Origin of the sequence: Enterobacter bugandensis (genome assembly GCF_900324475.1) — a bacterium.
Classification (GTDB): Bacteria; Pseudomonadota; Gammaproteobacteria; order Enterobacterales; family Enterobacteriaceae; genus Enterobacter; species Enterobacter bugandensis.
In genome coordinates this window covers 2,424,005-2,445,279 of the sequence record NZ_LT992502.1, presented here as the reverse complement: position 1 = coordinate 2,445,279, position 21,275 = coordinate 2,424,005, and the positions used below count along the sequence as shown (strand labels likewise).

Annotated in this window: 20 protein-coding genes; 7 read left to right on the top strand and 13 right to left on the bottom strand. The window is 56.7% G+C overall.

From position 1 onward, the window contains the following. Positions 1–30: 30 nt before the first annotated feature. On the top strand, positions 31–1,518 hold the full coding sequence (locus tag DG357_RS11885; RefSeq protein ID WP_049136447.1) for an MFS transporter: 1,488 nt from the start codon (positions 31–33) through the stop codon (positions 1,516–1,518). A 66-nt stretch (positions 1,519–1,584) separates the two neighbouring features. Here the strand turns inward: DG357_RS11885 and DG357_RS11880 are convergent, their stop codons facing one another. From DG357_RS11880 to DG357_RS11850, 7 genes are read right to left on the bottom strand one after another with little or no spacing between them, the layout of a single operon-like run. Continuing rightward, the gene (locus DG357_RS11880; protein ID WP_049136446.1) at positions 1,585–2,811 is read right to left on the bottom strand and encodes a Zn-dependent hydrolase; all 1,227 of its coding nucleotides are present in this window, start codon (positions 2,809–2,811) and stop codon (positions 1,585–1,587) included. Next, the gene (locus tag DG357_RS11875; protein WP_028013263.1) at positions 2,808–3,290 is read right to left on the bottom strand and encodes an L-2-amino-thiazoline-4-carboxylic acid hydrolase; all 483 of its coding nucleotides are present in this window, start codon (positions 3,288–3,290) and stop codon (positions 2,808–2,810) included. The genes DG357_RS11880 and DG357_RS11875 overlap by 4 nt, the downstream gene beginning before the upstream one ends. Positions 3,291–3,307: 17 nt before the next feature. Beyond that, a complete protein-coding gene (locus DG357_RS11870) occupies positions 3,308–4,465 on the bottom strand; it encodes a branched-chain amino acid ABC transporter substrate-binding protein (protein WP_088205491.1) in 1,158 nt (385 codons plus the stop codon). A gap of 28 nt (positions 4,466–4,493) precedes the next feature. Then, the gene (locus DG357_RS11865; RefSeq protein WP_049136441.1) at positions 4,494–5,213 is read right to left on the bottom strand and encodes an ABC transporter ATP-binding protein; all 720 of its coding nucleotides are present in this window, start codon (positions 5,211–5,213) and stop codon (positions 4,494–4,496) included. Beyond that, positions 5,206–5,973, bottom strand: a complete 768-nt coding sequence (locus DG357_RS11860; protein WP_048999753.1) for an ABC transporter ATP-binding protein — start codon at positions 5,971–5,973, stop codon at positions 5,206–5,208. The genes DG357_RS11865 and DG357_RS11860 overlap by 8 nt, the downstream gene beginning before the upstream one ends. Further along, positions 5,970–7,076, bottom strand: coding sequence for a branched-chain amino acid ABC transporter permease (locus tag DG357_RS11855; protein ID WP_088205489.1), 1,107 nt, complete (start codon positions 7,074–7,076; stop codon positions 5,970–5,972). Before DG357_RS11855 ends, DG357_RS11860 begins: the two co-directional genes overlap by 4 nt. A gap of 8 nt (positions 7,077–7,084) precedes the next feature. Then, a complete protein-coding gene (locus DG357_RS11850; protein ID WP_088205488.1) occupies positions 7,085–8,035 on the bottom strand; it encodes a branched-chain amino acid ABC transporter permease in 951 nt (316 codons plus the stop codon). A gap of 170 nt (positions 8,036–8,205) precedes the next feature. Here DG357_RS11850 and DG357_RS11845 point away from each other — a divergent pair, with 170 nt between their 5' ends. Beyond that, positions 8,206–9,150 carry a LysR substrate-binding domain-containing protein gene (locus tag DG357_RS11845; protein ID WP_047368617.1) on the top strand — a complete coding sequence of 315 codons (945 nt, stop codon included), beginning with the start codon at positions 8,206–8,208 and terminating at the stop codon, positions 9,148–9,150. A 54-nt stretch (positions 9,151–9,204) separates the two neighbouring features. Here DG357_RS11845 and DG357_RS11840 read toward each other — a convergent pair whose 3' ends face one another. Both DG357_RS11840 and yddG read right to left on the bottom strand, forming a co-directional pair. Further along, positions 9,205–10,314, bottom strand: coding sequence for a porin OmpC (locus DG357_RS11840; protein ID WP_059357602.1), 1,110 nt, complete (start codon positions 10,312–10,314; stop codon positions 9,205–9,207). A gap of 476 nt (positions 10,315–10,790) precedes the next feature. After that, entirely contained in the window at positions 10,791–11,669 is an 879-nt protein-coding gene (yddG, locus tag DG357_RS11835) for an aromatic amino acid DMT transporter YddG (RefSeq protein ID WP_028013255.1), read from the bottom strand. 221 nt (positions 11,670–11,890) lie between these two features. Here yddG and fdnG point away from each other — a divergent pair, with 221 nt between their 5' ends. From fdnG to fdnI, 3 genes are read left to right on the top strand one after another with little or no spacing between them, the layout of a single operon-like run. After that, positions 11,891–14,938, top strand: a complete 3,048-nt coding sequence (gene fdnG / locus DG357_RS11830) for a formate dehydrogenase-N subunit alpha (RefSeq protein ID WP_088205487.1) — start codon at positions 11,891–11,893, stop codon at positions 14,936–14,938. Positions 14,939–14,949: 11 nt separating this feature from the next. Then, the gene (gene fdxH, locus DG357_RS11825; protein ID WP_088205486.1) at positions 14,950–15,834 is read left to right on the top strand and encodes a formate dehydrogenase subunit beta; all 885 of its coding nucleotides are present in this window, start codon (positions 14,950–14,952) and stop codon (positions 15,832–15,834) included. Continuing rightward, positions 15,827–16,483 (top strand): formate dehydrogenase-N subunit gamma, encoded by a 657-nt coding sequence (fdnI, locus tag DG357_RS11820; protein ID WP_028013252.1) that lies wholly within the window; start codon positions 15,827–15,829, stop codon positions 16,481–16,483. Before fdxH ends, fdnI begins: the two co-directional genes overlap by 8 nt. A gap of 48 nt (positions 16,484–16,531) precedes the next feature. Here the strand turns inward: fdnI and DG357_RS11815 are convergent, their stop codons facing one another. The 3 genes from DG357_RS11815 to ppk2 all read right to left on the bottom strand — a co-directional run bounded on the left by DG357_RS11815 (position 16,532) and on the right by ppk2 (position 17,964). Then, complete coding sequence (locus DG357_RS11815; RefSeq protein WP_047368614.1) at positions 16,532–16,855, bottom strand: CcdB family protein; 324 nt, start codon at positions 16,853–16,855, stop codon at positions 16,532–16,534. Continuing rightward, positions 16,855–17,043: a type II toxin-antitoxin system CcdA family antitoxin gene (locus DG357_RS11810; protein WP_045260590.1), complete on the bottom strand. Its 189-nt coding sequence runs from the start codon at positions 17,041–17,043 to the stop codon at positions 16,855–16,857. The genes DG357_RS11815 and DG357_RS11810 overlap by 1 nt, the downstream gene beginning before the upstream one ends. 102 nt (positions 17,044–17,145) lie before the next feature. Further along, positions 17,146–17,964 (bottom strand): polyphosphate kinase 2, encoded by an 819-nt coding sequence (gene ppk2, locus DG357_RS11805; protein WP_088205485.1) that lies wholly within the window; start codon positions 17,962–17,964, stop codon positions 17,146–17,148. A gap of 333 nt (positions 17,965–18,297) precedes the next feature. Here ppk2 and DG357_RS11800 point away from each other — a divergent pair, with 333 nt between their 5' ends. Beyond that, on the top strand, positions 18,298–18,804 hold the full coding sequence (locus DG357_RS11800; RefSeq protein WP_088205484.1) for a YbjP/YqhG family protein: 507 nt from the start codon (positions 18,298–18,300) through the stop codon (positions 18,802–18,804). Positions 18,805–18,991: 187 nt separating this feature from the next. Then, positions 18,992–20,167 carry an MFS transporter AraJ gene (gene araJ / locus DG357_RS11795; RefSeq protein WP_041909850.1) on the top strand — a complete coding sequence of 392 codons (1,176 nt, stop codon included), beginning with the start codon at positions 18,992–18,994 and terminating at the stop codon, positions 20,165–20,167. Positions 20,168–20,173: 6 nt separating this feature from the next. Here araJ and DG357_RS11790 read toward each other — a convergent pair whose 3' ends face one another. Continuing rightward, positions 20,174–21,265, bottom strand: a complete 1,092-nt coding sequence (locus DG357_RS11790) for an alkylhydroperoxidase domain protein (RefSeq protein ID WP_088205483.1) — start codon at positions 21,263–21,265, stop codon at positions 20,174–20,176. Positions 21,266–21,275: the final 10 nt, after the last annotated feature.

Here is a 21,275-nt window from a genome sequence, read left to right as displayed (position 1 = left end):
GTGTCCATGTTTAAAATGAAAAGGAAATTTATGTTTCGTCAGTGGTTAGCGTTAGTAATTATCGTGCTGGTGTACATCCCGGTGGCGATTGACGCGACGGTGCTGCACGTGGCGGCGCCGACATTGAGCATGACGCTGGGTGCCAGCGGTAACGAATTGTTGTGGATCATTGATATTTACTCGCTGGTGATGGCGGGGATGGTGCTGCCGATGGGTGCCCTGGGTGACCGCATTGGCTTTAAACGCTTGCTGATGATCGGCAGCACGCTGTTTGGCCTGTCGTCCCTGGCGGCCGCGTTTGCACCGTCGGCAGGGTGGCTGATAGCGGCGCGCGCCTCGCTGGCGATCGGTGCGGCAATGATCATTCCGGCTACGCTTGCGGGGATCCGCACGCTGTTTACCGACGCGAAAGATCGCAACATCGCGCTCGGCGTCTGGGCGGCAGTGGGTTCCGGCGGGGCGGCGTTTGGTCCGCTGATTGGCGGTATGTTGCTCGAGCATTTTTACTGGGGATCGGTGTTTTTAATCAACGTGCCGATTGTGCTGGTAGTGGTGTCGCTGGCCGCGCGTTTTGTGCCCCGTCAGCAGGGCCGACCGGAGCAGCCGCTGAATATCAGTCATGCCATCATGCTGATTGTGGCGATTTTGCTGCTGGTCTACAGTGCCAAAACCGCGCTAAAAGGCGTTATGTCGCCGTGGCTGGTGGCGTGTACCTTGCTCACGGGTGCCGTAATGCTGTTTATTTTTGTGCGCATCCAGCTGCGCGCCCGCGTGCCGATGATCGATATGCGCCTGTTCTGCCATCGCATCATTCTGAGCGGCGTGGTAATGGCGATGACCGCCATGATTGCCCTGGTCGGGTTTGAGCTGCTGATGGCGCAGGAGCTACAGTTTGTCCACGGCTTTACGCCGTTCGAGGCGGGCATGTTTATGCTCCCGGTGATGGTGGCAAGCGGATTCAGCGGGCCGATTGCCGGTGTGCTGGTGGGCCGCCTGGGGCTGCGCATTGTCGCTGCCGGGGGGATGGGGCTCAGCGCCGTCAGCTTCATCGGCCTGTCGATGCTCGACTTCAGTACGCAGCAGTGGCAGGCGTGGGGGCTGATGGTGCTGCTTGGCTTTAGCGCCGCAAGCGCGCTGCTGGCCTCGACCTCCGCCATTATGGCTGCCGCGCCGAAGGAGAAAGCCGCTGCCGCAGGAGCGATTGAAACCATGTCCTATGAACTGGGCGCCGGGCTGGGGATCGCCATTTTCGGTCTGCTGTTGACCCGCAGCTTCTCGGCGTCCATTGACCTGCCGCAGGGGCTGAATGCCTCGCTCGTCGATAAAGCCTCGTCATCCATTGGTGAAGCGATGAAGGTGGCGCAGGAGCTGACGCCGTCCCTCGCGGAGCCGGTGATTGAGGCGGCGAAAAGTGCGTTTATTACCTCCCACAGCGTGGCGCTGGGGAGTGCGGGCGGAATGCTGCTGTTGCTGGCAGTGGGGATCTGGTTTAGCCTGGCGAAGGTGCCGAAGCCTTAAAACACGCCCGGTGGCGCTGCGCTTACCGGGCCTACGGGCGCGGTTGTCCGAGCCGCGCCACCCGGTTTATTTTTCCTGGGCCGCGGACAGGACGCTGTGCAACAGCACGTTCGCCCCTTTCTCCGACCACTCTGGCAGGATCCTTTCCGCTTCGTTATGGCTGATGCCCTTCACGCAGGGGATAAAAATCATGCTGGCAGGGGCAATTTTACTGACATAGCAGGCGTCATGTCCCGCGCCGGAGACCATCGGTTTCGCCGAGTAGCCCAGTTCCGCCACGGCCTTCTCCGTGCGGGCCAGACATTCGGCATCAAAAGCGATGGGGGCGTAGTCAAAAATGCGTTCAACGACAGCCGCCACCCCGCGCAGGCTCAGGCTTTCAGCCACCTTATGCAGCGCCGCCTCCATGGCTTCCAGTGCCGTCAGCGCCGGATGACGAAACTCCACGCTGCAGACCACCCGAGACGGCACGACGTTGCGCGAGTTTGGCGTAACCTGCGCCATACCGATGGTCGCACGTCCGTCCGGCGCGTGCCGATAGCCAATCTCCTCCACCTTCAGCGCCAGCTCCGAGAACGCGGTCAGCGCATCGCGTCGGCTGTGCATCGGCGTAGTGCCCGCGTGGGCGGCAAACCCGTCCAGCGTCAGGGTAAACCAGCGCTGGCCCATTGCCGCGCGGACTAACCCGATATCCAGGGCTTCGTCTTCCAGAATCGGGCCCTGTTCGATGTGCAGCTCGTAGCAGGCGTGAACCGGAAACGCGCGGGCAGGGGCTTCACCCCGGTAGCCGATGCTTTCCAGCGCTTCACCCACGCTGATACCGTCGCTATCCGCGCGGGCGTGGGCGTATGCTTCGCTAAATTGCCCCGTCCAGACCCCTGAAGCGAGCATGGCTGGCGCAAAGCGCGCGCCTTCTTCGTTGGTCCAGTTGACCAGCACGATGTCACGCTCCGTCTCAAGGTGATGGTCATTGAGGGTGCGCAGCAGCTCCAGCCCGGCCAGCACGCCGTAAACCCCGTCGTAGTTCCCTCCCAGCGGCTGGGTATCCACGTGCGAACCGGTCATGACCGGCGCGAGTTGCGGGTTTTTCCCCGCGCGGCGGATAAACATATTGCCCATGCTGTCGACGTCACAGGTAAAACCGGCGTCCAGCGCCCAGTCGCGCAGCAGGTTACGCGCAATACGATCTTCCTCGCTCAGTGCCAGACGGGTGACGCCACCGGCGGGCGTGCCGCCGATCTGCGCCATCATCTCAAGCGTTGACCACAGCCGTTCGGCGTTGACGCGGATCATGGCTTGTCCTTACCGCTGCGGTAGCGGAAATCACAGCACGCACCGCCCTGCATAATGGTCGTGGTGCGGGTTAGCTCTACGTCCGGCGCATAGCCAACGATGAATTTCTCATCGCGCGCGCAGGAGAGCAGATGACCAATCTCGCCCAGCCCCATCTCGTGGTACATCTCCGCGTAGCGACAGCGGGTTACGTTGTAGTTGTACTGCTGGTCGTCAGCGTCGATCACCTTCACGTCCAGGGCGTTATCTTTCTCCCACAGATACTGCAGGGCGATAAAGCTCTTGATGTTCGCGCCGTTGGGTTCTTTGCTGGCAAACCCTTTACCAGCATCAATCGCGGCCTGCTCAATGGCTTCGCCAATCACCGCCTGGGCGCGGGCTTTCCCTATCTCGCGCACCAGGATTTCATAAATTGGCTTAATAATTTCAGCTTCAATTTTGCGGCGGGCGAGAATGCCCAGCTCATTATTATCACTCATCACATTGCCTCGCTGCGTTACTTCGCTTTTGCGCCGCCCAGCACGGTCTGCGGCTGCCATTTGCCGTCGACAACCTTATAGACCGTGAACGACGGCGATTTCAGGTTGCCCTCTTTATCAAACGCGATCTGTCCGGTAACGCCGGAATAGCTGATGGCGCGCAGGGCGGGCAGATAGTCTGATGGCTCAACGGAGTCTGCTTTTTCCATCGCCGCAACCAGCACGCGGGTGGCGTCATAGGCGAACGGGGCGTGCAGTTCGATATGGGTGTGGTAGCGGGCCTGGTAGGCCTGTTCGAATGCCTTTCCACCCGGCATCTGGTCAACGGGCAGGCCCGGCTCCAGCGCCACAACGCCTTCGCCTTCTTTCTGCGCCAGCTTCAGGAACGTCTGGCTGACGAATCCGCCTGCGCCCATCAGCGTGGCATTCATGCCCAGCTGTTTAATGCGGCGAGCCAGCGGTGCGGCCTGGCTGTCGACGCCGCCGAAGAAGATCAGATCGGCGTTTTTACTGCGGATGGCGGTCAGCACGGCGCTGAAATCGACCGTTTTGTCATCCACGTACTGACGGTCGACAATTTTCACGCCCTGGGCTTCCAGCGATTTAATAAACTGGTCTGCAAGCCCCTGACCGAAGGCGGTACGGTCGTCGATTACCGCAATGCGTTTGGCTTTCAGGGTGTTAACCGCGTACTGACCGGCGAGCTGGCCGCCGTCATCGTCGTGTCCCATCACGCGGAAGCTGGTATCAAAACCTTGTTGCGTATAGGCGTGACCGGTCGCGACCGGTGCCACCTGGGCGATGCCGGCATCGTGATAAACGCGGGCCGCTGGAATGCTGGTGCCGGTGTTCCAGTGGCCGACCACGCCCGCCACATCGCTGTCCACCAGACGCTGCGCGACGGCTACGGCAGTGCGCGGGTCAGACTGATCGTCTTCGGACTGCAGTTTGAAGGTGACCGCTTTGCCGCCGATGGTCGGCTGCTGCTTGTTAATGTCGTCGATGGCCAGCTGCGCGCCGTTCTGCAGATCTTTCCCGATACGGGCGGACGGGCCGGTGAGCGGGCCTGCCAGACCGATAACCACGGTTTCGCCGTCGGCGGCCCACGAGGACGTTGAGGCAAGACCGCCGAGCAGAATAGCGGCGCTGAGCGCACTGATTTTTACTGTTTTCATTGTATTTCCCTGATGTTGGCTGATGTGGTTAAACGGGCATTTCGCCCAAATAAATGTGTGCAATCTGGTCGTCGTGAAGCAGTGCTGTCGATTCGCCATGATGAACAATGCTGCCGCTGTCCATCACCCATGCGCTGTCGGTCACTTCCAGCGCGAGCCGGGCGTTTTGTTCGATCAGCAGCAGGGCGACGCCGCGCTCGCGCAGCCCGGCGATAACGGCAAATATGTTCTCGACCATCTTCGGGGCAAGGCCCATCGACGGCTCGTCGAGGATCAGCAGGCGCGGGCGGCTGAGGAGGGCGCGGTTAAGGGCCAGCAGCTGTTGCTCGCCGCCGGACAGCAGCCCGGCAAGCTGATGCTGGCGCTCGCCCAGACGCGGGAAACGTTCGAAAATCTCGTTCATCTCGCGCTTAATGGTGACAGTGTCACGTCTTAGCCAGGCGCCCATCTGCAGGTTTTCCAGTACCGTCATGCGGGAGAAGATCCCGCGGCCCTCCGGGACCATGACCAGCCCGTCACGAAGCAGGGTCTCCGGGCTCTGTTTACGGACCGGCTTACCGTTGAATTCAATACTGCCGCTAAAGCTTTCCAGCCCGGTAATGGCGCGCACGGTGGAGCTTTTCCCCGCGCCGTTAGCGCCGATCAGCGTAGCCTGTTCGCCCTCGTGCAGGGTAAAGGAGACATCGCGTACGGCCTGAATGCCGCCGTAATGCACGTCCAGACGTTCTACCTTCAGTAATTCAGTCATGGGCGTTACCTCCAAGCCAGGCGGCGATCACTGCCGGGTCGCGCCGCACGCTTTCCGGCGTACCGCTGGCGAGCGTTTTACCGTAATCAAGCACCGTCAGGCGATCGCAGATGCCCATCACCAGCTTGACGTCATGTTCAATCATCAGCAGGGTTTTGCCGTCATCGCGGATGCGGATGAGCAGCTCGCCGAGCGCCACTTTTTCCGCCGCGTTCATTCCTGCGGCGGGCTCGTCCAGCGCCAGCAGCAGCGGATCCGTCGCCAGCGCGCGGGCGATTTCAAGGCGACGCTGATGACCATAGGCCAGATCGCAGGCGCGATAGTGGGCGAACTGCGCAATGCCGGTATAGTCCAGCCAGTGCCAGGCCAGCTCGCGGGTCTGCTTCTCTTCGTCGCGGGCGCGTTTATGGCGGCTCAGCGCGGCCCACAGGCCGTTACGGGTGCGCACGTGGCGGCCCACCATCACGTTTTCCAGCACCGACATCTCGTTGAAGAGGCGCACGTTCTGAAAGGTGCGGGCAATCCCGGCGGCGGTGACTTTCTCTATGTGCTTTGGGAAGTAGGGCTTATCGGCAATCGAAAACTCACCGCTGTCCGCCGGATAAAGCCCGGTGATCAGGTTAAAGCAGGTGGTTTTTCCCGCGCCGTTGGGGCCAATCAGCCCGTAGATTTCCCCTCTGTTCACGGTAATCGAAACGTCATCTACGGCAGTCAGCCCGCCGAAGCGTTTTGACATGTTGCGTACGGTTAACAGGCTCATGCCTTCATCCCCTTGTGGCGTACCGGCCAGAGGCCTGACGGGCGCAGCAGCATGACCAGCACCAGTGCCAGACCGTAAAACAGCTGGCGCAGCACTTCCGGGTCAATCAGTACCGTACCGAACAGCGCCTGCTGAACCGGCGCTGCCTGGCTGCGCAGCAGTTCCGGCAGGGCGGTAAGCAGTACCGCGCCCAGGATCACGCCCGGTATGTGCCCCATACCGCCCAGCACCACCATCGCCAGTACGGCAATGGACTCCTGCAGCGTGAAGGATTCCGGGGAGACAAAGCCCTGAAACGCGCCGAAAAGCGCACCTGCTATGCCGCCAAAGGAGGCACCCATCGCAAAGGCGAGCAGCTTATAGTTACGCACGTTGATGCCCATCGCGCGGGCCACGTCTTCATCCTCGCGGATGGCGTGCCAGGCGCGGCCAATACGGGAATGCTGCAGGCGCAGGCAGACAAAAATAATCGCTACAATCACCAGCATCAGCAGGTAGTACCACAGCCACAGGGCGGGCACTTTGAAACCAAACCAGTGGTAGACGCCGCTAAACTTCAGGCCGAACAGGTTCAGCGTATCCACCCCGGTAATGCCCTTTGCGCCGTTGGTGATGTTTACCGGACGGTCGAGGTTGCGCATCAGGATGCGGATAATTTCGCCAAAGCCGAGGGTCACTATCGCCAGGTAGTCCCCGCGCAGCTTCAGCGTGGGCGCACCGAGTAAAATCCCGCAGACTGCCGCCACGAGGGCCGCCAGCGGAATAATAAGCAGATACGAGGTGTGCAGCCCGTCCGGGAACCAGACGCTGAGGATCGGAAACACCTCCAGCAGGTGTGGGGAGGCCATCAGTGCCGCGAGGTAGGCGCCGACGGCGTAAAAGGCGATAAAGCCCATGTCCAGCAGGCCGGTATAGCCGACCACAATATTGAGCCCGAGCGCCAGCATGATGTAGAGCAGGGCGAAGTCGATAACGCGCACCCAGTAGTTGCCGCCGAGCTGCGTGGCCACCACGGGTGCAATCAGCAGCGCGAGGCAGAACAGGCTCATACCTGACCAGAATTTGCGCGTCGTCGCCGGGGCCTGAATTTGAAGTGTTGTCATGGTATTCCTTACGCCCTGTGCGCTACGCGCTCGCCCAGCAGGCCAGCCGGACGGAAGACCAGCACCAGGATCAGCACCATAAAGGCAAAGACATCCTGATAGTTGCTGCCAAATACACCGTGGGTCAGTTCACCCAGGTAGCCTGCGCCCAACGCTTCGATAATGCCGAGCAGGATGCCGCCAATCATGGCACCCCGAATGTTGCCAATGCCCCCCAGCACGGCGGCGGTAAAGGCCTTGATCCCGGGTAAAAAGCCCATCGAGAAGCTGGCGTTACCGTAGTTGCTGGCCATCATTACGCCTGCCAGCGCGGCAAACGCCCCGCCAATGGCAAACGTCAGGGTGATAATGGCGTTTGGGTTAACCCCCATCAGCGTGGCCACGCGCGGGTTTTCCGCCACGGCGCGCATGCCGCGCCCCAGGCGGGTGTATTCCACCAGCAGCCAGAGCCCGGTCATCACCGCCAGCGCCAGCGCCACGGTGACAATACCGGTAACGGTCACGATGGCGGGAGGGTGCATTTCACTTCCTGACGTCACGGTAATCGGATCCATGGGCAAGATCTGCGGAAACATCAGCGGGTTGCGCGTCCAGATAATCATCGCCACGGTTTGCAGCAGGACGGAGACGCCGATACCCGAGATCAGCGGCGCCAGGCGCGGAGCGTTGCGCAGTCGACGGTAGGCAAAGCGCTCCACGGCCATGGCCAGTAGGGCGCACACGGCCATGGCAATCATCAGGGCAACGCCGAGCTGCAACAGCAGCGGCATATGCAGGAAGGTGGTATTCAGGGCGTTAATGGCGGAGAGCGTGGTGAGCGCGCCGACCATCAGAATATCGCCGTGGGCAAAGTTAATAATGCGCAAAATGCCATACACCATGGTATAGCCCAGCGCGATCAGCGCGTAGATGCTTCCCAGCATCACACCGTTGATCAGTTGTTGTATGAGTGTATCCAACGTCTGTTCCCGCAAAGTGCTCGTTCTGCGGCTACCATCCAATAAATGAATAAAATTGTAAAATACGCATCTATTATTTCTTATGATAAATAAATATTGTTTTATGTTTATGATTTAAATGAAAATAGTTAATGCCTGCTTTTGGGTAAAAAGCCTAAAGAAATCAACATATGAATAAAACAGAACAATTGGTGAGCCTGACGGCGTTTGCAGAGAGCCGCCTGGCAAACGATCCGCCGCTTCGGGCCGTACGTGCATTCGAGGCCATCGCCAGGCTGGGGAGCGTCACGCTGGCCGCGCAGGAGCTGGATATCTCTCCGTCGGCCGTCAGCCATCAGCTCAAGGTACTCGAAGGATACCTGCAAATGCCGCTCACGGAACGTCAGGGACGCAGGCTGGTGCTGAGCCAGCACGGGCGGGAATATTACCGCTCGATCCGAGCGGCCTTTAACGTGTTGCGCCAGGCGACGGAGCACCTGGCGGAGCAGGCGCAAACGCGTCAGGTCACCATCAGCCTGATTCCGCTTTTTGGTATGGGGTGGTTTATCCCGCGCTTGCCTGCGTTCATGCGCGCCAATCCGCAAACCGAGATCAATGTGGTGTATGCCAATCACCGTAACTATCTGAGCGACGCGTCGGATATGTCGATTCGTTTTGGTAACGGGCAGTGGGCGGGGTATCAGAGTGAAAAGCTGATTTCCGGCCAGATGGTGCCGGTGTGCAGCCGCGCGTTTTTGCGCGTACATGGCCATATCGACACGCCTGAACAGCTGCTGCAAATGCCGCTGCTGCACGATGAAGAGCGTACGAGCTGGACGCAGTGGTTTTTGTTGCAGGGGGTAAAACGTCCACTCCGGCGCAGCGGCCCGCTGTTTGAAGACGGGCTGTTGACGCTGGCGGGCGTTCAGGCAGGGCTGGGATGTGCGCTCATGCGTGAGCCGCTGATTGCGCCATATCTTGAGAGCGGCGAGCTGGTCAAGATATTTGACTTACCGATTGATGACGGGCGCGATTATTACCTCTGCGTGCGCTCAGATTCAGAAATGACCGAAGACGGCAAGCTGCTGCAAACCTGGCTGCGTCGGGCGGCAGGCGGGGAGTTGTCTGTCGGGTAAAAGCGGAAGATAAAAAAAGCCAGCGTGTTACGCTGGCTTTTGTACTGACAAATCTTAGAACTGGTAGGTCAGACCCAGCGCAACGATGTTGTCGGTACCGATACCTGCCTGGCGAGTGAACTGGTTGTCGTCCAGCAGGTTGATTTTGTAATCCACGTAGGTGGACATGTTTTTGTTAAAATAGTAGGTGGTGCCGACATCAATGTATTTAACCAGATCCTGGTCGCCGAAGTTCTCGATGTCTTTACCTTTAGACTGCAGGTAGGCGATGGATGGACGCAGGCCAAAGTCGAACTGATACTGAGCCACAACTTCGAAGTTTTGCGCCTTGTTTGCAAAGCCGTAGATGTCGCTGCGGTTACCGTTAGAGGTGCCGAAACGGGTTGCGTTATAGGTCTGAGAGTACTGCGCCGCGAGGTAAACGTTGTTCGCGTCGTACTTCACGCCGCCGCTGTACACTTCAGCGCGGTCGCCTTCACCGTATACGCCAGCCGCATTCTGGTCAGCGGTACGGCGAGAGGAAGACATTGCACCACCGACGCTGAAGCCTTCACCCAGATCGTAAGTCAGGGACGCGCCGTAGCCGTCGCCGTTCTGGTTCAGCAGGCTGCGGCCGCTGGTGTTTTCACCGCTTACGCTGCCGTTTTTACCCTGGTACTGCAGGGCAAAGTTCAGGCCGTCAACCAGACCGAAGAAGTCCTGGTTACGGTAAGTTGCCACGCCGTTTGCACGAGACTGCAGGAAGTTGTCGGCACCGTAGGTGTCACCGCCGAATTCTGGCAGAACGTCGGTCCAGGAGGTCACGTCGTAAATCACGCCGTAGTTACGACCGTAATCGAATGAACCGGCTTCAGCGAACTTCAGACCTGCGAAGGCCACACGGGTCCAGGACTGGTTGTCGCCTTCGTCCTTGTTACCCTGAATCTGGTATTCCCACTGGCCGTAACCGGACAGCTGGTCGTTAACCTGGGTTTCACCCTTGAAGCCGATACGCATGTAGGTTTTATCGCCGTCTGCGCCTGCGTCATCAGAGAAATAGTGCAGACCTGTCACTTTACCGTACAGATCCAGCTTGTTACCGTCTTTGTTATAAATCTCAGCTGCGTTTACAACGCCTGCTGCCAACATGGAAGTGACTGCCACTGCAACTAATTTAAGTTTCATCTTAAATATTCCTTATAATTTTTTTCAGTATTTCCTGAACCATCGCGAACGATTTCTAAACGAGGCTGTTCGTCAACGGCGTGCTATTTTTAAAAATCTTGTAGTTGTCTTTCAATAATAAGTTTCAAAATATGAGTAATAATTTCATTTAGTGTGATCGAGATCGGGTTAATGACGGCTGAATAAAATGTTGTGGCGATTATTTAATCAGGGTGAGTTTATTTTTTTGGCAACCATGATGGCGAATATTATTGCATTTCGTGTTATTAACAGCGGTAATATTCGCAGGGAAGTAGTTACGCAGCGGTGTCAGGTTATGTCAATTTGATGTCGGGGGAATTGACGAAGGAAGCTAATATAAACAGAACATCAACAAATGCACTAATGTTCTGATTAATATATTACGATGTGATCACATATTAAATTTATGTTAATTTTTCTGCCGGATTTAATCGAACCCGGCATAAATCTGAACCCTATTTTCGTGTAGCGTACCAGCAGAGCAATGACCCGGCGCAGACCATCAGCGCGCCCTGCCAGAACGAAAAAGAGAGGGGCGAGCTTAGCAGCACGGCTGCAAGCGCGGCGGAGAGCACGGGAGTAAAATAGGATACGGCAGCCAGCACCGTGACGTTACCGTGCAGAATGCCAATATTCCATGCCGCATAGCCAAACCCAAGCGCAATGCCGCACATAACGAGCTTCACGATAACCGGAAAGCTGAACACCATTTCTGGCTGATCGCTAATGGTATATTTCACCCACAGGCTCAGCGCAGTGAGCAAAACAAAGAGGGTAATACCGTTTTGCCCTTTGGCAAATTTGGCGGTTACGGTGCAGTAGGCGGCCCAGATAAATGCTCCGGCAAAAGCAAGCGTATAGCTAAGGGGATTAGAGACGACATTGCGGATTATTTCATCAATGTGTAATCCTTGCTCACCTCCTAATACCCAACACACGCCGAGCAGAGCGATAGCTAAACCGGGGACGACCCACAGCGTTGATTTCTGTCCGTTGAATAAAATAGCAAAGACGATCGTCAGGCTCGGCCAGAGATAATTAACCATACCGACTTCTATGGCCTGCGCTCGCGTGGCGGCATAGCCTAACGACAGCGCCAGACAAATTTCATAACTGACAAACAGTACGCTGCCTGCAATAAGATACCCGGGTGAAAAACGTTTAATATCAGGAAATCCTACCGTTACCAGGCACAATAACCCACTGAGGGTGTAAATCATCGCCGCGCCGCCGACGGGCCCCAGCCCCTCGCTTACGCTGCGAATCAGGCCCACCATTGTGCTCCATAGCAGTATCGCCGCCAGTCCCGTGAGCGTTGCTCTCTTTCTGTCCATTACGTTTTCATCGCTAATAAAATCAAAGGGAAAATGTATAGCATTAATTCTGACCCTGTCGCGAATTATTCTCTTACGTGTTTAACCCTTAAGGGGTATTCAAACGCGGCAGCGGTGACTATTAAGGGGGCGACGTCAGGCGACCTTGATTTGACGCAAAAAAAACAGGGGCTTTAATGTTAGTTTGCGGCGCGAAGTCTTATCAGATAACGAGGACAACAATGGACGTCAGCCGCAGACAATTTTTCAAAATCTGCGCGGGCGGTATGGCCGGAACCACAGCCGCAATGCTGGGATTTGCTCCCAAAATGGCGCTGGCTCAGGCACGCAACTATAAGCTGCTGCGTGCGAAAGAGATCCGTAACACCTGCACATACTGCTCCGTGGGTTGTGGGCTATTGATGTATAGCCTGGGCGATGGCGCGAAGAACGCCAGAGAAGCGATTTACCATATTGAAGGGGATCCGGATCATCCGGTGAGCCGTGGGGCGCTGTGCCCGAAAGGGGCGGGACTGCTGGACTATGTCCACAGCGAAAACCGCCTCCGCTACCCGGAATACCGCGCGCCGGGCTCCGACAAATGGCAGCGTATCTCCTGGGATGAGGCGTTCTCCCGTATTGCAAAACTGATGAAAGCTGACCGTGACGCCAACTTTATTGAAAAGAACGAGCAGGGCGTGACGGTCAACCGCTGGCTCTCTACCGGGATGCTGTGTGCATCTGCGGCAAGCAATGAAACCGGCATGCTGACGCAAAAATTTGTGCGCTCTCTCGGCATGCTGGCGGTAGACAACCAGGCGCGCGTCTGACACGGACCAACGGTAGCAAGTCTTGCTCCAACATTTGGTCGCGGTGCGATGACCAACCACTGGGTTGATATTAAAAACGCAAACGTCGTGGTGGTGATGGGCGGTAACGCCGCTGAAGCCCATCCGGTGGGATTCCGCTGGGCGATGGAAGCGAAAAACAACAACGATGCGACGCTTATCGTCGTCGATCCGCGCTTTACGCGTACGGCATCGGTGGCCGATATCTATGCGCCGATCCGCTCCGGTACGGACATTACGTTCCTTTCCGGCGTGCTGCTGTACCTGATTGAAAACAACAAAATCAACGCGGAATACGTTAAGCACTACACCAACGCCAGCCTGTTGGTGCGGGATGATTTCGCCTTTGAAGATGGCCTGTTCAGCGGCTATGACGCGGAAAAACGTCAGTACGATAAATCGTCCTGGAACTACCAGTTCGACGAAAACGGCTACGCGAAACGCGACGACACCCTGACCGATCCGCGCTGCGTGTGGAATTTGCTGAAGCAGCACGTTTCCCGCTACACGCCGGACGTTGTTGAAAACATCTGCGGAACGCCAAAAGCCGATTTCCTGAAGGTGTGTGAAGTGCTGGCTTCCACCAGCGCCGCTGACAGAACCACCACGTTCCTGTATGCGCTGGGCTGGACACAGCACACCGTTGGGGCGCAGAACATCCGCACCATGGCAATGATCCAGCTGCTGCTCGGCAACATGGGCATGGCCGGCGGCGGCGTGAACGCTCTTCGAGGCCACTCTAACATTCAGGGCTTAACCGATCTCGGTCTGCTCTCCACCAGCCTGCCGGGCTACCTGACGCTGCCGTCGGAAAAGCAGGCCAGTCTGCAAGCGTATCTTGAAGCTAATACGCCAAAAGCAACGCTGCCGGACCAGGTGAACTACTGGAGCAACTATCCGAAGTTCTACGTCAGCCTGATGAAATCCTTCTACGGCGACGCGGCGCAGAAGGAGAACGACTGGGGCTTTGAGTGGCTGCCCAAGTGGGACCAGGCTTACGACGTCATTAAGTATTTCAACATGATGGATAAGGGCGACGTCACCGGTTATATCTGCCAGGGCTTTAACCCGGTGGCGTCATTCCCGGATAAAAACAAAGTCGTGCGCAGCCTGAGCAAGCTGAAGTACATGGTGGTTATCGATCCGCTGGTGACCGAGACCTCCACCTTCTGGCAGAACCACGGGGAATCTAACGATGTCGATCCGGCGTCGATTCAGACCGAAGTGTTCCGCCTGCCGTCCACCTGCTTTGCAGAAGAAGACGGCTCTATTGCCAACTCCGGCCGCTGGCTGCAGTGGCACTGGAAAGGGCAGGACGCACCGGGCGAAGCGCGTAACGACGGCGAAATCCTGGCCGGCATTTATCATCGTCTGCGCGAAATGTACCGCACCGAAGGCGGCAAAGGCGCTGAGCCGCTGCTGAAGATGAGCTGGCACTACAAGCAGCCGGATCGTCCTGAGTCTGAGGAAGTCGCGAAAGAGAACAACGGCGTGGCGCTGGCGGATCTCTACGACGCCAACGGTAGCCTGGTGGCGAAGAAAGGCCAGCTGCTGAACAGCTTTGCGCTGCTGCGTGACGACGGTACCACGGCATCGTCCTGCTGGATCTACACCGGCAGCTGGACGGAGCAGGGTAACCAGATGGCGAACCGCGATAACGCTGACCCGTCAGGCCTGGGCAACACGCTGGGCTGGGCATGGGCGTGGCCGCTGAACCGTCGCGTGCTGTACAACCGCGCGTCCGCCGACGTGAACGGTAAGCCGTGGGATCCGAAACGGATGCTGATCCAGTGGAACGGGGCGAAGTGGACGGGGAACGACATTCCGGACTACAACACCGCCGCGCCGGGCAGCAACACCGGGCCATTCATCATGCAGCCGGAAGGGCTGGGGCGCCTGTTCGCCCTCAACAAGCTGGCAGAAGGGCCGTTCCCGGAACACTACGAGCCGATGGAAACGCCGCTGGGGACCAACCCGCTGCACCCGAACGTGGTCTCAAGCCCGGTGGTGCGCATCTACGAAGAGGACGTGCTGCGCTTAGGCAAAAAGGACAAATTCCCGTACGTGGGGACGACCTACCGCCTGACCGAGCATTTCCATACCTGGACCAAGCACGCGCGGCTTAACGCCATCGCGCAGCCGGAACAGTTTGTGGAGATAAGCGAAACGCTGGCGAAGGCGAAAGGCATTGCCAACGGCGATCGCGTCAAGGTGAGCAGCAAGCGCGGCTTTATTCGCGCCGTGGCGGTGGTGACCCGTCGTTTGCAAAGTCTGAACGTGCACGGCCAGCAGGTGGAAACCGTCGGTATTCCGCTGCACTGGGGCTTTGAAGGGGTGGCGCAGAAAGGTTATATCGCCAATACCCTGACGCCAAACGTCGGCGATTCCAACTCGCAAACGCCGGAGTACAAAGCGTTTCTGGTCAACATCGAGAAAGCGTAAGGAGCGATTAAATGGCGATGGAAACACAAGACATTATTAAACGCTCCGCGACTAACCCGATCACTCCCGCGCCTCGCGCGCGGGACTACAAGGCTGAAGTCGCCAAGCTTATCGACGTCTCCTCCTGCGTGGGCTGTAAGGCCTGCCAGGTGGCCTGTTCGGAGTGGAACGATATCCGCGACGAGGTGGGGCACTGCGTCGGGGTTTACGATAACCCGGCGGATCTGAGCGCCAAATCCTGGACGGTGATGCGCTTTAGCGAAACCGACCAGAACGGCAGGCTGGAGTGGCTGATCCGCAAGGACGGCTGTATGCACTGTGAAGATCCGGGCTGCCTGAAGGCGTGTCCGTCTGCCGGTGCGATAATTCAGTACGCCAACGGCATCGTCGACTTCCAGCAGGACAACTGTATCGGCTGCGGCTACTGCATCGCGGGCTGTCCGTTTAATATCCCGCGCCTCAATAAAGAGGATAACCGGGTATACAAATGCACCCTGTGCGTGGACCGCGTCAGCGTCGGGCAGGAGCCTGCCTGTGTGAAAACCTGTCCGACCGGGGCTATCCACTTCGGCAGCAAAAAAGAGATGCTCGACGTGGCGCAAGAGCGCGTGGATAAGCTGAAAGCGCGCGGCTACGACAAGGCGGGCATTTACAACCCGCAGGGCGTGGGTGGCACGCACGTGATGTATGTGCTGCATCACAACGACCAGCCGGAGCTGTATCACAACCTGCCGAAAGATCCGGCGATCGATACCTCCATCAACCTGTGGAAAGGGGCGCTTAAACCGCTCTCAGCGGCGGGCTTTATCGCGACCTTTGCGGGGCTGATTTATCACTACATCGGTATCGGCCCGAATAAAGAGGCGGATGACGACGAGGAGGAGCATCATGAGTAAGTCGAAAATGATAGTGCGCACCAAATTTGTCGATCGCGCCTGTCACTGGACGGTGGTCATTTGCTTCTTCCTGGTGGCGGTATCCGGCATTTCGTTCTTTTTCCCGACGCTACAGTGGCTTACGGAAACCTTCGGGACGCCACAAATGGGGCGCATTCTGCACCCGTTCTTCGGCGTGCTGATTTTCGTGGTGCTGATGTTTATGTTCGTGCGTTTCGTGCACCACAACATCCCAGACAAGCAGGACATTCCGTGGGTGAAAGGGATTGTCGAAGTCCTGAAGGGTAACGAGCATAAAGTCGCGAAGGTGGGGAAATACAATGCCGGACAGAAGATGATGTTCTGGACCATCATGAGCATGATTTTTGTGCTGCTGGTGACCGGGGTGATGATCTGGCGTCCGTATTTTGCACAGTACTTCCCGATCCAGGTGGTGCGTTACGCGCTGCTAATTCACGCGACGTCTGCCATCATCCTGATTCATGCCATCCTGATCCATATGTATATGGCGTTCTGGGTAAAAGGGTCGATCAAAGGGATGATTGAAGGGAAGGTGAGCCGCCGCTGGGCGCAGAAACATCACCCGCGCTGGTATCGTGATGTGGAACGGCTGGAGGCGAAACAGGAAAGTACGGAAGGGATGAAGTAAGACCTGCGCCGTCGGCTCTGCCCGGCGGCGCTGCGCTTGCGCGGGCCTTCATGTGTTAGTCAATAAACGATCAATTGCCGCTATAACGTCATGACGTGCGTTGCGTAAATTACAAACAAAGTCTTTAGGGTTGATTTTATTGTTGTTAATGTTTGTTATCATCGGTGAATAAATCAGAAACGTTTCAAAGTCGATATTTATCCCCGGAGCCAGATGGCTTTGCCATAACGGCAACTTATTATTTCTCGCGAGCGGTACAATTACGCGTGTGGCAAGATCATCATAACAATCATCCTGAATGAGCATATAATAGGGAAGTTTGTCCCGTGTAGCCGCAGATGTATTACGGTAAACATTAAATTGTCTCAGCATTAAAGCACCCTGAAAAACTCATCATCAGTGATGGTTCCGTGTTTCTCCACAAAATCATTCATTGCCCGTATAAATGCACGATCCTCTTCTGATGGCTGCCGCCGCCTGGTTGAGTTTTGTTCTGCATGACACAAGGGCTTACGCGATGTGATGTTCTGGCCCAGCTCTGCTTCTGTGGTATGTTTCATCGTTATCTCCTTTGTTGGTGCGGTCATTTTCAACCGCCGCCAACAAAAAACAATACTGTATCCCCTGGTAATCTATATTCTGCGAGCCGCCTTCCAATTATATCAGAATCGCTCCTCTACATACCGGAACGGGTATTTTGTGGGTTTAACTTTGCCGATTTTGCGCTTCGGTAAATCCACCTTGTCGACGTGAATTTCTTTATACGGGATCTGCGAAAGCAGATGCGAAATAATATTCAGACGCACGCGTTTTTTATCTTCAGAACGCGCGACAAACCACGGTGCCCAGGCGGTGTCAGTGGCTTCAAACATGGCGTCGCGCGCGCGGGTGTACTCGTCCCAGAGGTTAAAGGATTTAATATCCATCGGCGACAGCTTCCAGATCTTACGCCCATCGTTAATGCGGTCGCGCAGGCGCCGCTCCTGCTCTTTCGGCGTCACCTCCAGCCAGTACTTCAGCAAGATAATCCCGGCATCAACCATCGCTTTTTCCATAACCGGCGCGCCGTCCAAAAATTTCTCCGCCTGTTCCTCCGTGCAGAACCCCATCACCCGCTCCACGCCCGCGCGGTTGTACCAGCTGCGATCGAAGATCACGATTTCGCCCGCCGAGGGCAGGTGAGGCACATAGCGCTGGAAGTAGAGCTGGCTTTTCTCTTTATCCGTTGGGGCAGGAAGCGCAACAACGCGAAACACGCGGGGGCTGACGCGCTCGGTGATCGCTTTAATGGTGCCGCCTTTGCCGGCACCATCGCGTCCTTCAAAAACAATACACACTTTTAACCCTTTGGCGACGACCCACTGCTGGAGCTTAACCAGTTCGACGTGCAGGCGGCGGAGCTCTTTTTCATACTCTTTGGTCTTAAGGGGGGCATTCGATGCGACATCAACAGCGACAGGGGTTTTCTTTTTGCTTCCCATGATTGTCATCCTCAGGTTGTCCGGCGTGGAAAAAGCGAGGCCGCACTATGAAGTGTAATCCACTTGTTATTATGCGTATTGTTTTTATCACAATGCTTTTTTAAGAAGTTACTGAGGTATTTACGCAGGTGCTTAGCACCCGTTCCACTATTAGAACGCCGCGGATGTAATAAAAGCATTTTTAATACCACTGTTTGTGTGTGGTTAATGTAATGATTCATTCTTATTTACTAAAAGGAACTAAGAATGAGTTGGAATAAAGACGCTGCGGTTTCGTATCTCCGCTCACATGCTCTGGGGCGCTCTCGTAATGAACGTGCTATGGATGCATAGATGAAAAGGATATTTTTATCATTCGTTATGTTGCTGGTGAGCTGTAGTTCGGCTGCCAATCAAGGACGTAGCGCACAAGACGCTACTGTATCATTTTATAAATCCTATCTTTCTGCATTCGGCAGCGATGAAGCCAGGCCTTATCCTGCCGATGAACTGCGCAAATATGTTTCTGCTGATACTATTGCTCGCATCAATGCTATTCAGGAAATCTTTGAACAAGAGTTAATAGAGTCTGACTATTTTACGTATACCCAAGATTACTCTCGTGAATGGATACCGGCGTTACGAGTGGAAAACGCCAGGCCATTTTTAAACGGTGAAGTTGTCCAGGTTATTGAAGGGGTGGGTAACGGGAGAAGCATCCACCTTGAGGTATTTCTTCGTCGTGAAGATGATGCATGGAAAATCTATCGCGTTCGTGACGTAACGAACAATTACGAGCACCCAATATTCAATGCTGGCGCTATTACACGCGCTAAAGCAGCGGAAGAAAGCACACCGTAAAAGCCAGACCTTAAACCCTTTAAAGCTCTGACACCTGCCAGGGCTTTTTGTTTTCCATTCCCCCGTGTCGCGGTTGGAGAAAACTCCTGAATTAATGGATTAATGTGTCAGCCAGCTGATTTGAACTGGCTCACCATACAAGATTATTTAATAATGCCCTCGCGATTGATTAACCGGTGGTTGAGGCATGAAAAAGACAATATTTTCGTTGGCGCTTGGCACATTTGGCCTGGGTATGGCTGAATTTGGCATTATGGGGGTGTTAACCGAGCTGGCGCATGACACCGGTATTTCGATTCCCTCCGCCGGGAATATGATCTCGTTTTATGCGTTCGGCGTGGTGATTGGCGCGCCGATTGTGGCGCTGTTCTCCGGCAAGTTCTCGTTAAAAACGACGCTGCTGTTTCTGGTTGCCATGTGCGCAGTCGGAAATGCCCTGTTTACGTTTTCTACGTCGTATTTCTGGCTAGCGCTGGGGCGTTTGATCTCCGGTTTTCCGCACGGGGCCATTTTTGGCGTCGGGGCGATTATCCTCTCTAAAATTGCGCCACCCGGGAAGGTGACGGTCGCGGTGGCCGGGATGATCGCCGGGATGACCGTGGCCAACCTGGTGGGCGTCCCGCTCGGCACCTGGCTGGGGCACCAGTTCAGCTGGCGCTATACCTTTTTCCTGATTGCTGCGTTCGACGCGCTGGTTATCCTCTCGGTTCTGCTCTGGGTGCCGGATATCCATGACAAATCAGAAATCAAATTGTCCGAGCAGTTCCACTTCCTGAAGAAACCGGAACCCTGGCTGATTTTTGCCGCCACCATGTTTGGCAATGCTGGCGTGTTCGCGTGGTTCAGCTTCGTTAAGCCGTTTATGGTCAACGTTTCTGGCTTTTCCGAAGGGATGATGACGGCCATCATGATGCTGATGGGCCTTGGCATGGTCTTGGGCAATCTGCTGAGCGGCAAACTCTCGGGGCGCTTTAGCCCGCTGCGCATTGCGGCCATCACCGATATGGTGATTGTCGCCTCGCTGCTGCTGCTTTTCGCCCTGGGCGAACTGAAAACGGCCTCGCTGGTGATGGGCTTTATCTGCTGTGCCGGGCTGTTTGCGCTCTCTGCACCGCTGCAAATTTTGCTTCTGCAAAATGCGAAGGGCGGTGAGATGCTGGGGGCGGCCGGAGGGCAGATGGCGTTTAATCTCGGCAGCGCGATCGGGGCGTACTTTGGTGGGATGATGATTACCCTCGGCTTTAGCTGGCGCTACGTCACACTGCCTGCGGCGTTCCTCTCGTTCTCGGCCATGAGTGCATTGTTGATCTACGGTTACCTGCGGGCCAGACAGGCTCAGGCTAACGCTCGCGCGCTAGCCTGATTGCATTCAGGCAAGCCAGGGCTCACCCAGCGTCAGCATCAGGCGGTTGGCCCAGGCGAAGAACGCGGCGGACTGCACCAGGTCCAGCTGGGCTAAGGTGTCCAGCCCCTCTTTTTCCAGAGCGGCAAGGTTCAGCGGCGTGGCGGCAGGCGGGGTAACCGACAGCGCCGCCGCAAAATTAATTTCCGCCTGCCAGCGCGCAGATTGCCCCTCACTCAGGGATCGTCCCGGACGCACGGCCAGCAGAGCCTCTACCGCAGCATCATCCTTTGACAGCTGGCTGGCTTTACGCGCATGGACAGAGGCGCAGTAGATGCAGCCGTTGATTTTACTGGCTACCGTTGCGGCCAGCTCGCGCTCGGCGCGCGGTAATCCCCCCGGTGTATAAAAAATTCCTTTATCCGTTAGCGTGCGCTGTTCAAGCACCGGCAGGTTGCGCCCCAGCAGGCGGAAATAGTCGGAATCGGTGTGGCCAAACTTCGCCAGGATCGCAATCTCGTCATCACGAAAATCAGCCAGCGGTTTGGCGTCGATCCACGGCTCCCAGCCCAGCTCCTGCTGGGTGAACGCGACGGGAGCCGTCTTCCCGGAGACCGTGGTTGCGGTTGTATGCCAGATGCCTGCCGCCACCGGCGCATCGCTTGCCACCACCGGCTTGTCATTTAGCAGCCGCAGCCCGGCGACGAGTCGGCTCTGAAAGCTGACAAACGCAACAAGCTGCGCCAGGGTAACAATGCCTTCCTTGCTCCAGCCCGCCCGGGTCAGCGCCGTCAACGCGGACGGCGTGGCTTCGACGGGAGAGAACGTCAGCAGGCGCGCGAAGTGCAGCGCAGGGGTCAGGCGTTCGGATGTTGGGTCGGCCAGGCCAAACCCCGCATAGTGCGCGGCCAGCGCCTCCGCGTTGTGCCACCTGGCGACTTTTGCCGCGACGGCGAAGCGCTCGTCGAGCGCAAAATCGCTATCCTGCTGGGTAAATAAGATTTCGTAGCTGCCCTGTGCGTGGCGCGTGGCGGCGTCCCGCGTGGCGCGCGCCTCTGCCAGAGGGGAACCGGGTTTAATTTCCGCCAGCTCGGCGAGAATGTCCTTACTTAATGACATAGGTATCTCC

Excerpts from the sequence above, each read along its gene's own strand:
- DG357_RS11885 (WP_049136447.1), top strand. The coding sequence starts at position 31 with ATGTTTCGTCAGTGGTTAGCGTTAGTAATTATCGTGCTGGTGTACATC.
- DG357_RS11880 (WP_049136446.1), bottom strand. The coding sequence starts at position 2,811 with ATGATCCGCGTCAACGCCGAACGGCTGTGGTCAACGCTTGAGATGATG.
- DG357_RS11875 (WP_028013263.1), bottom strand. The coding sequence starts at position 3,290 with ATGAGTGATAATAATGAGCTGGGCATTCTCGCCCGCCGCAAAATTGAA.
- DG357_RS11870 (WP_088205491.1), bottom strand. The coding sequence starts at position 4,465 with ATGAAAACAGTAAAAATCAGTGCGCTCAGCGCCGCTATTCTGCTCGGC.
- DG357_RS11865 (WP_049136441.1), bottom strand. The coding sequence starts at position 5,213 with ATGACTGAATTACTGAAGGTAGAACGTCTGGACGTGCATTACGGCGGC.
- DG357_RS11860 (WP_048999753.1), bottom strand. The coding sequence starts at position 5,973 with ATGAGCCTGTTAACCGTACGCAACATGTCAAAACGCTTCGGCGGGCTG.
- DG357_RS11855 (WP_088205489.1), bottom strand. The coding sequence starts at position 7,076 with ATGACAACACTTCAAATTCAGGCCCCGGCGACGACGCGCAAATTCTGG.
- DG357_RS11845 (WP_047368617.1), top strand. The coding sequence starts at position 8,206 with ATGAATAAAACAGAACAATTGGTGAGCCTGACGGCGTTTGCAGAGAGC.
- DG357_RS11840 (WP_059357602.1), bottom strand. The coding sequence starts at position 10,314 with ATGAAACTTAAATTAGTTGCAGTGGCAGTCACTTCCATGTTGGCAGCA.
- yddG (WP_028013255.1), bottom strand. The coding sequence starts at position 11,669 with ATGGACAGAAAGAGAGCAACGCTCACGGGACTGGCGGCGATACTGCTA.
- fdxH (WP_088205486.1), top strand. The coding sequence starts at position 14,950 with ATGGCGATGGAAACACAAGACATTATTAAACGCTCCGCGACTAACCCG.
- fdnI (WP_028013252.1), top strand. The coding sequence starts at position 15,827 with ATGAGTAAGTCGAAAATGATAGTGCGCACCAAATTTGTCGATCGCGCC.
- DG357_RS11815 (WP_047368614.1), bottom strand. The coding sequence starts at position 16,855 with ATGCTGAGACAATTTAATGTTTACCGTAATACATCTGCGGCTACACGG.
- DG357_RS11810 (WP_045260590.1), bottom strand. The coding sequence starts at position 17,043 with ATGAAACATACCACAGAAGCAGAGCTGGGCCAGAACATCACATCGCGT.
- ppk2 (WP_088205485.1), bottom strand. The coding sequence starts at position 17,964 with ATGGGAAGCAAAAAGAAAACCCCTGTCGCTGTTGATGTCGCATCGAAT.
- DG357_RS11800 (WP_088205484.1), top strand. The coding sequence starts at position 18,298 with ATGAAAAGGATATTTTTATCATTCGTTATGTTGCTGGTGAGCTGTAGT.
- araJ (WP_041909850.1), top strand. The coding sequence starts at position 18,992 with ATGAAAAAGACAATATTTTCGTTGGCGCTTGGCACATTTGGCCTGGGT.
- DG357_RS11790 (WP_088205483.1), bottom strand. The coding sequence starts at position 21,265 with ATGTCATTAAGTAAGGACATTCTCGCCGAGCTGGCGGAAATTAAACCC.